Source organism: Paenibacillus swuensis, assembly GCF_001644605.1.
Classification (GTDB): Bacteria; Bacillota; Bacilli; order Paenibacillales; family DY6; genus Paenibacillus_N; species Paenibacillus_N swuensis.
This window is the reverse complement of the sequence record NZ_CP011388.1, coordinates 4,227,403-4,240,206: the sequence shown is the minus strand read 5'-3', so window position 1 is coordinate 4,240,206 and position 12,804 is coordinate 4,227,403. Positions and strand designations below refer to the sequence as shown.

General features: G+C 53.0%; 11 protein-coding genes. 9 read left to right on the top strand and 2 right to left on the bottom strand.

The genetic code is table 11. From position 1 onward, the window contains the following. The first annotated feature begins 34 nt into the window (after positions 1-34). Positions 35-940, top strand: coding sequence for an ATP-dependent DNA ligase (locus tag SY83_RS19075; RefSeq protein WP_068609414.1), 906 nt, complete (start codon positions 35-37; stop codon positions 938-940). Between the two features lie 5 nt (positions 941-945). Here the strand turns inward: SY83_RS19075 and SY83_RS19070 are convergent, their stop codons facing one another. Further along, positions 946-1,350 (bottom strand): YhjD family protein, encoded by a 405-nt coding sequence (locus SY83_RS19070; protein WP_068609408.1) that lies wholly within the window; start codon positions 1,348-1,350, stop codon positions 946-948. A 232-nt stretch (positions 1,351-1,582) separates the two neighbouring features. Here SY83_RS19070 and steA point away from each other — a divergent pair, with 232 nt between their 5' ends. From steA to helD, 4 genes are all read left to right on the top strand, one after another. Then, on the top strand, positions 1,583-2,797 hold the full coding sequence (gene steA, locus SY83_RS19065; protein ID WP_197479897.1) for a putative cytokinetic ring protein SteA: 1,215 nt from the start codon (positions 1,583-1,585) through the stop codon (positions 2,795-2,797). Further along, positions 2,757-3,464 (top strand): glycosyltransferase family 2 protein, encoded by a 708-nt coding sequence (locus SY83_RS19060; RefSeq protein WP_068609406.1) that lies wholly within the window; start codon positions 2,757-2,759, stop codon positions 3,462-3,464. The genes steA and SY83_RS19060 overlap by 41 nt, the downstream gene beginning before the upstream one ends. 131 nt (positions 3,465-3,595) lie before the next feature. Further along, the gene (locus SY83_RS19055; protein WP_197479896.1) at positions 3,596-4,264 is read left to right on the top strand and encodes an MraY family glycosyltransferase; all 669 of its coding nucleotides are present in this window, start codon (positions 3,596-3,598) and stop codon (positions 4,262-4,264) included. 163 nt (positions 4,265-4,427) lie between these two features. Further along, complete coding sequence (helD, locus tag SY83_RS19050) at positions 4,428-6,842, top strand: RNA polymerase recycling motor HelD (RefSeq protein ID WP_068609401.1); 2,415 nt, start codon at positions 4,428-4,430, stop codon at positions 6,840-6,842. Between the two features lie 285 nt (positions 6,843-7,127). Here the strand turns inward: helD and SY83_RS19045 are convergent, their stop codons facing one another. Next, entirely contained in the window at positions 7,128-7,409 is a 282-nt protein-coding gene (locus SY83_RS19045; RefSeq protein WP_068611212.1) for a DUF2627 domain-containing protein, read from the bottom strand. 175 nt (positions 7,410-7,584) lie between these two features. Here SY83_RS19045 and lpdA point away from each other — a divergent pair, with 175 nt between their 5' ends. The 4 genes from lpdA (at position 7,585) to SY83_RS19025 (ending at position 12,797) form a co-directional block, all read left to right on the top strand. Next, entirely contained in the window at positions 7,585-9,006 is a 1,422-nt protein-coding gene (gene lpdA / locus SY83_RS19040) for a dihydrolipoyl dehydrogenase (protein WP_068609400.1), read from the top strand. A gap of 136 nt (positions 9,007-9,142) precedes the next feature. After that, positions 9,143-10,198, top strand: coding sequence for a thiamine pyrophosphate-dependent dehydrogenase E1 component subunit alpha (locus tag SY83_RS19035; protein ID WP_082882623.1), 1,056 nt, complete (start codon positions 9,143-9,145; stop codon positions 10,196-10,198). A gap of 2 nt (positions 10,199-10,200) precedes the next feature. Continuing rightward, positions 10,201-11,184, top strand: coding sequence for an alpha-ketoacid dehydrogenase subunit beta (locus SY83_RS19030; protein WP_068609398.1), 984 nt, complete (start codon positions 10,201-10,203; stop codon positions 11,182-11,184). 152 nt (positions 11,185-11,336) lie between these two features. Further along, positions 11,337-12,797, top strand: coding sequence for a dihydrolipoamide acetyltransferase family protein (locus SY83_RS19025; protein WP_068609396.1), 1,461 nt, complete (start codon positions 11,337-11,339; stop codon positions 12,795-12,797). Positions 12,798-12,804 lie beyond the last annotated feature (7 nt).

Genomic DNA, 12,804 nt, shown 5'->3' with positions numbered 1-12,804 from the left:
ATACATACGTAGAAAGGGTAGAAAGGGTGAGACTATGAAATTTATCCGGCCGATGAAAGCGGGCAGGGGACAGCTTCCCATGGACGACGCCGACATTCTGTATGAACCCAAGTGGGACGGTTGGCGAATCCAGCTGCATATAAACAAAGGGGACATGGTTGCTTTCACAGGAAACGGCAAGGATGTAACAGAGAAAATACCTGAGCTAAGCGGATGGCGGGAGGGAATTCAAGCCGAATCCGTCATACTGGACGGTGAAGCGGTCTGTATTCGAAACGGCCGTCCAGTAGCGGACGATGCCTTATATCGGTTGCGAATCAGCAGATCGGAGCGGATCAGACAAGCGCTGCATACACATCCTTTGACCCTGATCCTATTCGATGTACTTTATCAAGACGGACTTTCTTTCATGGGGCAAACGCTCATAAAGCGCAAAATGAAGTTGAACGAAGTTGTAGTTTCGCGTGAAAATATGGCTTTAAGTCCCCATCAAACAGGGAGCGGACACAACTTGTGGGAACACACAAGAATCCATCAGTGGGAGGGGGTTATTGGAAAGCGCAAGGACTCTGTATATGTTCCGGGAATCCGATCCCCATTCTGGTTAAGGAAGCATCATGCGAGAGTGCTTGACGTGATTATTCTAGGATATCGTCTTGAGCCTGACTTCGCTATAAGCGTGGGCGTTCACTTCCGCACGGTACCTTATAAGCCTGTGGCAACGGTAACGGACGGATTCACAGAAACCCTGCGCAGGGAATTGCTCCACCAGTTGGAACCGCTAATCATCGGACAAGAGGGAGCGACGCGTCTTGTTACTCCTGTCTTGTGTTGCCGTATTACCTATAAGGAACGCACGGTAATGCATCAACTGGGTGACACGGTGTTTCAACAAATGTTGCCTGCGGTCCAACCCGACAACTGCAACTGGATTCCATAACAGCCTTATTTCAGCTTCGTCTTGTGTGACAGGTACACCTCCAGATGCGTACCCAGATAATGTTTCATCCGGAGCTCCACCTCCGCTTTCACATAGGTCCACATCAGATCGAACTGGTTCTCATATCCCCTGCAAAGGTAGCTGCAACGAATGCCGTGCTCCGTACGCACACCATCAAACACTTTGATGCCCCGTAAACGAAATTCTTTCTTCAATCCGGCAAGATTCAGCGTAACCCGATCCATGGCTAATGCGATGGCCTCCACATACGGGGCTTTCGTCTTTACGTTATTGCCAATGACTTCCGTATCTCTCTCGAAGACGGTGAGTACGAGCGGCAATAGCAGAAATTCCTTAATCATGCCCTGTTCCTCATCTGTAGGCCATAAAGGAGCTTTGTTCTGGGACATTGCTTATACACCACCAAAATACGAATATATGTTCTTATATTACGCTACATTTATAGAAATATGCAAGAAATCTTCAGGGATGAAGGCGTGGAATATTTTCACAAAAGTTGCCCATACTAACCTCTATTACTTTCGGGGAGTTGTCCGGGCAATGGGGCAGTCGAGGAATTGGCGTACGGGGCGGGCAGATATAAAGGGAACGGCAAAGGCCGGCTTAAGCACAAAGCGTCTGTTGGAGAAACTCAAACCAGGAGACATCGCTCTGTTACTTCATAATAATTTAGATGAACTTTCAGCTTCCGGACTTATTCATGCCGGTGTGAAAGCCGTAGTGAATTGCGGGGTGACCATGAACGGTCATTATCCGGCTGAAGGTCCCAGGATGTTAATCCATGCGGGAATTCCGATCTATCAAGGTGATCAGGATTTATTCGTAACCTTGGCCAAACAGGAAGCGGAGCAGGCAGTTCAAGGTAAACAGGGTGTAGAGATCCGGATTTGCGAAGGTGTACTGCATTGCGGAGAACATACTGCAAAGGTGTCCTTGTTTACGGAGCGAGATTGGCATGAACTTTATATGGAGGGACAAGCCAAGCTGCCTGACACTTTAAATGCTTTTATCACGAATACGCTGGTTCATGCAAGCAACGAAAGTGTTCAATGGCTTGAACCTATGTCCTTGCCCGCGCTTCGCTCGTTGTCGGGAAGGTATGCTCTTATTGTTGTTCGGGGCAGCGGATATAAGGAAGATTTGAGCGCGTTACAAGCCTTCATTAACGAATATGAACCTGCGCTCATTGGTGTGGACGGAGGCGCGGATGCCTTGCTGGAAGCAGGTTACATGCCGGACCTGATTGTGGGAGACATGGACAGTGTATCGGACGGGGCTTTGTGCTGCGGTTGCGAACTAGTGGTGCATGCCTATCCGGACGGGAGGGCTCCGGGGCTTAAGCGTGTACATGAGCTGGGACTGCCGGTGCAGATTATTCCCGCGCACGGAACCAGCGAGGATGTGGCGTTATTGACCGCGTACGAGCTGGGTGCGGAGCGGATCATAGCCGTGGGAAGCCATACCTCGATGATCGATTTTCTGGAAAAAGGACGCAAAGGCATGGCCAGCACGTTACTGGTCCGTATGAAGATAGGTTCCAAACTAATCGATGCCAAAGGCTTCGCGCTCTTGTATACCGCTCGTTCCCATAAACGCCGTTCTGAAGTGGCTAAAGCTTGGCTTAGGACATTGGCATCCGCGGGGTTGGCTGCGGGCATGTTAATCGCGGTAGCAGCTTGCTGGAGTCCGCTTTACGCTCAGGCGCCGTCTCATCACAGGGAATCGGAACAACATGCGCCGGTTTCAGCACCGGCAACGGGACACACCCATTCAACAGACCAAAAGGAGATTTGGCATGTCACCTATCGTATCCGTCATCATTCCGGCGTGGAATGAATCCGAACGTATTTCCGCCACACTCCGGGCGCTTCATCGGCTTCACGAGCCCGGCGCAGCCCGGGTTTGGCATGAGCTGATCGTGGTGGACGACGGCAGTGAGGATGAAACGTTCCGTCAAGCGCTGCCTTGGGCCAATCACGTATTGGTCAGCACGGTCAACCTGGGCAAAGGCTCCGCTTTGCAAATGGGTGTCGCGCATGCTTCCGGGGATATTATTGTATTTCTGGATGCCGATCTGGAAGAAAGCGCGGCGCATTTGCCGTTGCTGTTAGCCCCGGTGTTGTCCGGGGAAGCCGACATGGCCGTAGCGAAGCTGCCGTCACCGTCGCTCCGTGGCGGATTCGGCCTGGTTAAAGGTCTGGCCGCCTTCGGCATCCGGACGTTATGCGGCTTTCAGGCAGCGGCGCCCTTATCCGGACAAAGAGCCCTGCGCCGCGAGGTCATCGGCAACGGATCCCGTCTTGCAAACCGGTTCGGCATCGAAGTAGGACTGACGATTGACGCCGCCCGGGCAGGATACCGCATATGCGAGGTGGACGTTCCGTTTAAACACCGTGAAACAGGGCGTGACTGGAGCGGTTTTGTGCATCGCGGCAGGCAATTTGTGTCTGTAGGAAGGACTTTGTTACTCAAATGGATGTTCAAAACCCAAAGCTCCTCCTAACCCTGTTGGCGGAAGCGGCTGTGTGCGCCGGTACCGGCATATGGTTGTTGCCGAAACTTGTTTTTTTTCTTAAAACACATGGGGTCACAAGACTAAACTACAATGGGGAGCTTATTCCTACTGGAGCCGGCATGTTATTTGGTGTGCTTATCCTCATTTACTGGATTGTAGGCATCAGAACCCTGTCGTTATTCACCTTGTCACTGTGCGTGATTACGGTGTTAGGGTGGCTCGACGATACCGTGGGGGACCGGACGACCAAAGGTTTTCACGGACACTGGCGAAAGCTTGTGAAGCAGGGCGTCTGGACAACCGGGATGATGAAAGCCGCGGGTACATCCATTGTGGCGTTGATATTAACACTGGGGATGCAACACACCTGGGTATATAGCGTTCTATGTTGGTTCGTCATTGTGCTCTGTACCAATGTAATTAATCTGTTGGACTTGCGTCCGGGTCGGGCACTAAAGTGCAGCTTCGGGCTGTGGCTGGTGTTATTTATATTCGGAAATATATACACGCCTCAAGCCGCAGAGATCTGGATTCCGACGCTGATCAGCGCCGTGTTGCTGTACCGTGAGGATGTTCAAGGACGCCTGATGCTGGGGGATACGGGGGCGAACGCTTTCGGATTTGCTCTCGGAACCGCGTACGCCTTCTATGCGCCCGCTTGGTTGCTTTGCGTTGCCGCAGTTATATTGGTAAGTTTACAGTGGACCGCGGAACGCAGCTCAATTACGGTCTGGATTGAACGACTGCCTTTATTGCGTTGGCTGGACCGGTTAGGAAGAACCCCGTAGCGCACTATTGTTGTATTTTGAACCATCTGATATAGTGTAGACAGAAATCCATGAACACCAACCACACAAATCCTTTTAAAACCAGCAGATGCATTCTGTCGTTTTAGCAGGATTTTTTTTGCACTTATGCGCATACGGTATAAAGTTTGTTTGATGAGGAGGAATCATCTTGGACCGAGAACAGGAGATAGAACAGATTCGTGTAAATGAAGTCCGGGAGAAGCTTCAGACTCGGATTGCCCATATGTCGCCGGACGTACAGGATCTCAGAGAGCAAGTTGTTGAAATTCGTAAGGATTTATGGGATGAAGTGACCGTGAATATGAGTCATACGGATGACGTCAATGAGACCATGGCCAGCCTGAAACAGCAGTCGGAGCTGTTGTCCGAACGGGAACGCAGCCATCGACACACCTTTCTAATGCTGCAAAAGATGAACAGATTGTTACCGGCTCCATATTTTGCCAGAATAGATTTTGTGGAAGCGGAAACAGAGGAGGGGCACACCTCAGAGCAAATTTACATAGGTATGTCATCCTTTATCGATACAGACGGAGAGACCTTTCTGGTCTACGACTGGAGAACCCCGATCGCGAGCTTGTATTACGACTACGCTCCGGGGCCGGCAGCCTATGATACTCCCGGCGGTACCGTTACGGGAACGATGCAATTAAAGCGTCAGTTCATCATCCGGGAGGGACGTATCCGTTATCTGTTTGACACGGCGCTGACGATCGGGGACGAAGTGCTTCAGCAGGTGCTGGGCATGGGAGCCGACCCTCAGATGAAGAGCATTGTCGCTACGATTCAGAAGGAGCAGAATGCCGTCATACGAAATGACCGCAGCCGGTTGCTGATCGTCGAAGGAGCGGCGGGAAGCGGGAAAACGTCGGCTGTCATGCAACGTGTCGCTTACCTTCTGTACAAACACAGAACCACGTTACGGGCCGATCAAATGGTGCTTTTTTCGCCGAATCCTTTGTTCAACAGTTATGTATCCGCTGTATTGCCCGAGCTGGGTGAAGAGAATATCCGTCAAACAACTTTTCAGGATTATCTGGGCAGCCGGTTAGAGCCGGAGTTTCAGGTGGAAGATCCCTACGATCAGATGGAGTACGAGTTGACGGCCACGCATCAACCGGGATATAATGCCAGGCTTGCGGGTATTCGCTTTAAATCTTCGGCGTTGTTTCTGCAGGTCTTATCACGATATAAGGAGCATTTGGAGCGTACCGGCATGCGGTTCAGAGCGTTAAAATTCCGCGGGCATGCCGTGGTTTCGGCAGAGGAAATGAATGCCAAGTTTTACAGTTACCCGTCTTCGGTCCGTTTGGCGAACCGTGTGGAATTGATGCAAGAATGGCTGATGGAACGGCTTGCCGTCTTGGCTGATGAAGAAGTCCGCAAGGATTGGGTGCAGGAAGAACTTAATTATTTGGATAATGAGAAATATCATAAAGCGTATATGAGGCTGCGCAAGCGCAAAGGGTTAGGAAACAGCGATCTTCATGAGGCGGATGAGGAAGAGGCGTTGCTGCGCCGAATGGTCGTGGATGAGCATTACAAGAAATTACGCGCACGGGTGCGGCGTCAGCGGTTTGTTCATATTCCGGCGTTATATCGTCAGTTGTTTGTCGGCGGGACGCTGTTAACGGAGTTAAATGACGGCGAATTACCGGAGCAATGGGAAGAGATTGGTCAGTATACGTTACAAAATATGGATGTATCGCTCCTTTCCTACGAGGATGCCGCGCCTTATCTTTATTTAAGCGAGCTTGTGCAGGGCTTCCGAATGAATAACACGGTCAGGCATGTGTTGATTGATGAAGCACAGGATTATTCCGTGTTTCAGTTCGAGTTTCTGAAGCGTCTGTTTCCCCGCGCGCGCATGACGGCCGTCGGCGATTTCAACCAGGCGATCTTCACGCATGAAGCGGCGTTCCGCGATGAGGAAGCGGTGGCGAACCTCTACGGCGAAGCCGATACGGAGCGGCTGCATTTAACGCGAAGCTATCGGTCGACACGCGAGATCGTCGAGTTCACGCGAGCGCTTGTCCCGGGCGGCGAGCGTATCGAGCCGTTTAACCGCGGCGGCGATAAGCCGCGGGTTACGCTGGCGGCCGCGGGGGCAGACGCGGCCGCAGGCGCTCGGCACGCAGCGGCGCGGATTCACGCGCTGCGGGGCGAGGGCTTTGCTTCGGTAGCCGTCATCTGTAAGACGGCTGCCGAAAGCTTGGCCGCGCATGCGGCGATCGCGCAAGCGGGGGCGACGGAGGTCGCTCTCGTAACGAAGCGCACGCAAGCGCTGCCCCCGGGCGCGGTGGTCATCCCCGCGTACCTCGCCAAGGGCGTGGAGTTTGACGCCGTCGTGATTTACGACGCGTCCCCCGCAGCTTACCGCCGCGAAAGCGAGCGCAAGCTGTTCTACACCGCCTGCACGCGGGCGATGCACGTGCTGGAGCTGTACGCGCCGGGCGAACTGTCTCCGTTCGTGGCGGCATTGGATCCTGGGCTGTACGCGTTGAACGGCGTGCAAGAGGAGCAGCCGGCCGGTCATCGCGTTCGGGAGGGAGAATAGTGAGCCCAGGAGCATTAAATGTGCACGGGTAGCGGGAAATCGGATGAATAGTGAGCCTGGGAGCATTAAATGTGCACGTGTGGCGGGAAATCGGATGAATAGTGAGCCTGGGAGCATTAAATGTGCACGTGTGGCGGGAAATCGGATGAATAGTGAGCCCAGGAGCATTAATCGAACACGGGTGGCAGACAATCGGATAAATAGTGAGCCTAGGTACACGAATGTGCCCAAGCGCACAACAAAATCCCCCTCTCTACGGACGTAGCGGAGGGGGATTTTGTTGTGTTATTGGGGGCGCTTTTTCTTCACCTTGAAGCGAGGCGCTACATAGTTGCGCTTGCGATCGCGGAAGAAGATCCAGCCGCCGATAAAGCCGACACCTGCGGCAAACTCAACGAAACCGAGCATAAATTTTCCCCAACGGAAGGAGGGCTCTGCACCGCTCTCACCGAATTGGGAGAAGAACAGAAATACGGCATCTTTCATATGAAGAAAGCCAAACGTAGCAAGAACGCCCGGAATGACAAGAATGAGAATAGCAATAAATCGAGCAATCTTTAATTTCATCGGGTACATGATCCTTTCGTGCCGGCATCCTTCGGACTTTTTGGGAATGAAGCAGAGTTGTCCTTTCATCATACCTCGTTACCCCTGGCACTGTCTATTTGCATGAAGAGACTTTATTCCTCGCATGCAAAAGGAGTACAATAGACGCATAAAGAAGAAAACCGGAGGTAGAATCATGACTAAGACGTATGATCTCGTTATTTTGGGCGGCGGTACAGGGGGCTATGTTGCGGCGATTCGCGCGGCTCAATTGGGAAAGACGGTTGCCATTGTTGAAAAGGACAAGCTGGGCGGGACGTGTTTACATAGGGGTTGTATTCCCAGCAAGGCTTTACTCCGAAGCGCCGAAGTGTATGCCACAGTCCGTAAAGGGAATGAGTACGGGGTGAAAGTGACCGGGGCGGAGCTTGATTTTGCCAGAGTGCAGGAGCGTAAGGAAGGGATCGTAAATCAATTACATAAAGGCGTTCAATATTTGATGAGCAAAAATAAAATCGACATCATCCGCGGCAAAGGCCGTGTCATCGGACCTTCTATCTTCTCGCCGAAGAGCGGGGCGGTTGCGGTTGAACTTGAAGAGGACGAGATGGAAACGATTGTTCCGACGCATCTCATCATTGCCACGGGTTCCCGACCCCGAACGTTGCCGGGTTTGGAGCCGGATGGACGCTATATCCTTACGAGTGAAGAAGCGTTGGAAATGACCGAGCTCCCGCAATCCATGATCATCGTCGGCGGCGGTGTAATCGGCGTGGAGTGGGCTTCCATGCTGAACGATTTCGGCGTTGAGGTTACTGTTGTGGAAGCGTCCGGACGTTTAATCCCTCAGGAGGATGAGGACATCTCCGGCGAGTTGGAACGGTTGTTGAAGAAGCGGGGGATTACCGTATTAACAGGCGCTATTCTAGATGCATCCCAAACGGTTAAAGGCGATACAGGCGTTTCGGTGAGCGTTGAGCATGCCGGAGAAACCAAATTGTTGAAGGCGGAGAAACTCCTTGTTTCCGTCGGACGGCAAGCGAACATTGAGAACATAGGCATTGAGAACACGGACATCAAGACAGTGAACGGTGTGATTAAAGTGAATGATTCGATGCAGACTACAGAGCCGCATATTTATGCGATCGGCGATGTGATCGGGGGCCTTCAATTGGCGCATGCGGCTTCTCATGAGGGTATGGTGGCGGCAGAGCATGCCGCAGGCCATAAGACGCATCCGATGAGTTCTCATCTTGTGCCGCGATGCATATATACGCGACCGGAAATCGCGTCCGTAGGCTGGACCGAAGCGCAAGCCAAAGAACAGGGTCATGCCGTCAAGGTCGGGAAGTTTCCTTTTTCCGCGATCGGCAAAGCGTTGGTTTACGGGGAAACGGACGGTTTCGTGAAAGTCATCGCGGACAGTGAAACGAATGATATTCTTGGCGTACATATGATCGGACCGCATGTGACGGATTATATTGCGGAAGCGGCCCTTGCTCAACTGCTGGATGCCACGCCTTGGGAGGTCGGCAACACGATTCACCCTCATCCGACCTTATCTGAAATTATCGGCGAGGCGATGTTGGCGGTGGACGGGAAGGCGATCGGGATGTAATTCCAGCTTGTACAGAGCTTGGTACGGGCAGAGAAGAAGCATTTCCCTTTTGAATCAAAACGATTATAATGGATATAGCGTCAAGTCTTAGGACCTGGTTATAATTTAAGGTTTAATCCCGTAATTATAGGGTATTATGCGAACTTTTAAGGAGGTTTTCTCCCTGAATCAACATACCTATTCGGCAAGCCGAGAGGCGAAGCATGAAACGTTGGGCTTAACGGACGAACAGGCCGTTGCCATGTATGAGAAGATGCTGCTCGCCCGTAAATACGACGAGAGATGTCTGTTGCTTCAACGCGCGGGTAAAATTAATTTTCATGTGTCCGGCATCGGACAGGAAGCAGCTCAGGTAGGGGCGGCATTCGCGCTGGATCGCGAGCGTGATTATTACTTGCCGTATTACCGCGATTACGCTTTCGTTCTATCCGTCGGCATGACGGTCCAAGATCTGATGCTGTCGGTCTTCGCCAAAGCGGATGATCCTGCCAGCGGCGGCCGTCAAATGCCGGGCCACTTTTCACATAAGAAACACCGTATTGTTACAGGCTCCAGTCCCGTAACGACTCAGGTTCCCCATGCAGTAGGCTTTGCGCTGGCTTCGAAGATGAAGGGCGAAGGCTTTGCCAGTTTCGTCACCTTCGGCGAAGGCTCCAGCAACCAGGGCGATTTTCATGAAGGCTTGAATTTCGCGGGTGTGCATAAGTTGCCGGTGATCTTCATGTGTGAAAATAACCAGTATGCCATCTCGGTACCTGTACATAAACAGCTCGGCGGCAAGGTAGCCGACCGCGGATTGGGATACGGTATACCCGGCATCCAGGTCGACGGCAATGATCCGCTGGAAGTATACCGTGTCGTCAAGGAGGCCCGTGAGCGCGCGGCCCGGGGCGAAGGAGCCACGCTCATCGAAGCAATGATGTACCGTTTGTCTCCGCATTCCACATCGGATAATGATTTGATGTACAGAACGAAAGAAGAAGTGGATGAGAACCGGCAGAAGGATGGTCTGCCGCGGTACAGACAATATCTGATTGAAGCGGGAATCTGGTCGGAAGAGCAGGATGCGGAGCTTAGCGCGCGTCTGATACAAGAAGTGAAGGAAGCGACGGAATTCGGAGATCACGCGCCGTTTCCGAAGCCGGAAGACACGTTGCTGCATGTTTACGCAACGCCGGAAGAGGGGGAATAGCGATGCCGAAGCTGCAATATATAGATGCCATTAATTTGGCCATGCATGAAGAAATGGCAAGAGATGAGAACGTCTTTCTTCTCGGTGAAGATGTGGGACTGAAAGGCGGCGTGTTCGGTACGACGAAGGGCTTGCTGGAACGCTTCGGAGAAGCGCGTGTCATTGACACACCGCTTGCGGAGTCCGCGATTGCAGGGGTGGCCATCGGGGCCGCCATGTATGGGATGAAGCCGATCGCCGAGATGCAATACTCGGATTTCATGTTGCCGGCGACGAATCAGATCATTAGCGAAGCCGCCAAGATTCGTTATCGCTCCAATAACGATTGGAGCTGTCCGATCGTGATTCGCGCGCCAATCGGCGGAGGTGTGTTCGGGGGGCTTTACCATTCCCAATGCCCGGAATCGTTGTTCTTCGGAACGCCGGGACTGAAGATTGTAGCGCCATATTCCGCCTATGACGCCAAAGGTTTGCTGAAAGCCGCGGTGCGCGATCCGGATCCGGTGCTGTTTTTTGAAAACAAGAAATGCTATAAGCTCATTGTTGAAGAAGTCCCTGACGACGACTACATTGTTGAAATCGGTAAAGCTGCTGTGCGCAGGGAAGGAACGGATATTACCGTCATTTCTTACTCCTTGCCGGTCCACTTTGTGATGCAGGCGGCGGAGGAACTCGCAGCGGAAGGCATCTCAGCGCATGTACTGGACTTGCGAACGATTCAACCGCTGGATCGGGAAGCGATTCTGGAAGCGACGCGGAAGACAGGCAAAGTGTTGATCGTACACGAAGATAACAAGACCGGCGGTGTGGGTGCGGAAGTGTCGGCGATTATCGCGGAGGAACTGTTGTTTGAGCTGGATGCTCCGATTATGCGGCTTTGCGGTCCGGACGTTCCCGCGATGCCGATCTCGCCTCCGCTCGAGAAATTTTTCATGCTGAATATGGAGAAAGTCAAGGAAGCGATGAAGAAGCTGGCCTTATTCTAACCACATTGGAAAGTATATGTTTTCGTTCGAGAAAACACGCTTTCCGATTGGCATAATAACCAACCTTTAAACGCGGTCGCCCCTCCTGAGAGGCTTCGATAGAGGTTATTTTATCGGAATTCAATAAACGGAACACAGCGAGGTGTCTTCAAATGACTAAGGAACTTGAAATTATCGTCCCGCAGCTGGCGGAATCGCTCGTATCGGCAACGATCGGCAAATGGCTGAAGCAACCGGGCGATTATGTGGAAGAATATGAAGTGTTATGCGAAATATTTACGGATAAAGTAAATGCAGAGCTTCCCTCGACGGCGGAAGGTGTGCTCAAGCGCATTCTCGTCCGTGAGGGGGAGAATGTGCCCGTGGGCACGCCGATCTGCATCATCGAGGCGCCAGCGGGAGCAGCAACCGCAGGTGGCGCGGGCAACGCGAGCGATGGCGGCAGCCAGGCGGCGGCCGGCGCGCAGAGCGCAGCGCACGCTAGCGGCGTTAGCTCCGCCGCAGGCGCGCCGGGCTCGGCCTCGCTCGCTGCCGGCGGGGTCGCTGCGGCGCATGCCGCTCCCGTGTCAACGACTCCGTCGTCGTCACGGGAGCCCGGCATGCGCGGGCGCTACTCCCCCGCCGTGCAGACGCTCGCCGCCGAGCACGGCGTCGACCTTCGGCTCGTAAGCGGCACCGGCCTTGACGGGAGAATCTCCCGCAAGGACGTGCTCGCTTACATCGCCGAAGGGAAGCCGACGCCTCCGGCGCAAGCGCCTGCAGCCTACGCCGCCGCGCCGACTGCGCAAGCCGCAGCAGCGCCAAGCGCGCCCCTGACGCAGTCGGAGCGCGGACCGCTTCGCACGACCGGCATCCATCTGAGCCAGAATCCGCCTCTTCCCGATATTGAGGTGGAAGGTCAGCAGATCGCCGGCCGCAGTGAATACTTCATCGATGTGACGCCGATTCGGAACACGATCGCGCGGAACATGCGTCAAAGCGTAACGGAAATTCCGCACGCCTGGACGATGATTGAAGTGGATGTGACGAATCTTGTGCAGCTTCGCAACAAGTGGAAGGACGAGTTCAAACGCAAAGAAGGCGTGAACCTGACCTATCTGGCTTTTCTCATTAAAGCTGTCGTCAGCGCGATCAAAGATTATCCGATCATGAATTCCGTCTGGGCTGTGGACAAAATCATCGTGAAGCGGGATATTAACATCTCCCTGGCGGTCGGTACAGAAGATTCGGTGCTCACGCCGGTCATTCAGAAGGCGGATCAGAAAAACATTCCAGGCATTGCCCGTGAAATTGAAGAATTGTCGACGAAAACACGCGCTGGCAAGCTGAAGCTTGATGAACTGTTAGGCGGTACATTCACGATTAACAATACCGGGTCCTTTGGCTCGATTCTGTCCTATCCAATTATTAATTATCCGCAGGCGGCAATCCTGACCTTTGAATCCATTGTGAAGAAGCCTGTCGTCATCAACGACATGATTGCCGTGCGTTCCATGGCGAATCTGTGCTTATCGCTGGATCATCGGATTCTGGACGGTGTAATCTGCGGACGGTTTCTGCAACGGGTCAAGGAGAATTTGGAAGGCTACAACGCGGAAACGAATTTGTACTAGAAAGCGG

What these genes read in the sequence shown, in the direction of transcription:
- lpdA (WP_068609400.1), top strand. Translation starts at nt 7,585, where the DNA reads ATGACTAAGACGTATGATCTCGTTATTTTGGGCGGCGGTACAGGGGGC.
- SY83_RS19035 (WP_082882623.1), top strand. Translation starts at nt 9,143, where the DNA reads ATGCGAACTTTTAAGGAGGTTTTCTCCCTGAATCAACATACCTATTCG.
- SY83_RS19030 (WP_068609398.1), top strand. Translation starts at nt 10,201, where the DNA reads ATGCCGAAGCTGCAATATATAGATGCCATTAATTTGGCCATGCATGAA.
- SY83_RS19060 (WP_068609406.1), top strand. Translation starts at nt 2,757, where the DNA reads ATGTCACCTATCGTATCCGTCATCATTCCGGCGTGGAATGAATCCGAA.
- SY83_RS19045 (WP_068611212.1), bottom strand. Translation starts at nt 7,409, where the DNA reads ATGAAATTAAAGATTGCTCGATTTATTGCTATTCTCATTCTTGTCATT.
- SY83_RS19055 (WP_197479896.1), top strand. Translation starts at nt 3,596, where the DNA reads ATGTTATTTGGTGTGCTTATCCTCATTTACTGGATTGTAGGCATCAGA.
- SY83_RS19025 (WP_068609396.1), top strand. Translation starts at nt 11,337, where the DNA reads ATGACTAAGGAACTTGAAATTATCGTCCCGCAGCTGGCGGAATCGCTC.
- SY83_RS19070 (WP_068609408.1), bottom strand. Translation starts at nt 1,350, where the DNA reads ATGTCCCAGAACAAAGCTCCTTTATGGCCTACAGATGAGGAACAGGGC.
- SY83_RS19075 (WP_068609414.1), top strand. Translation starts at nt 35, where the DNA reads ATGAAATTTATCCGGCCGATGAAAGCGGGCAGGGGACAGCTTCCCATG.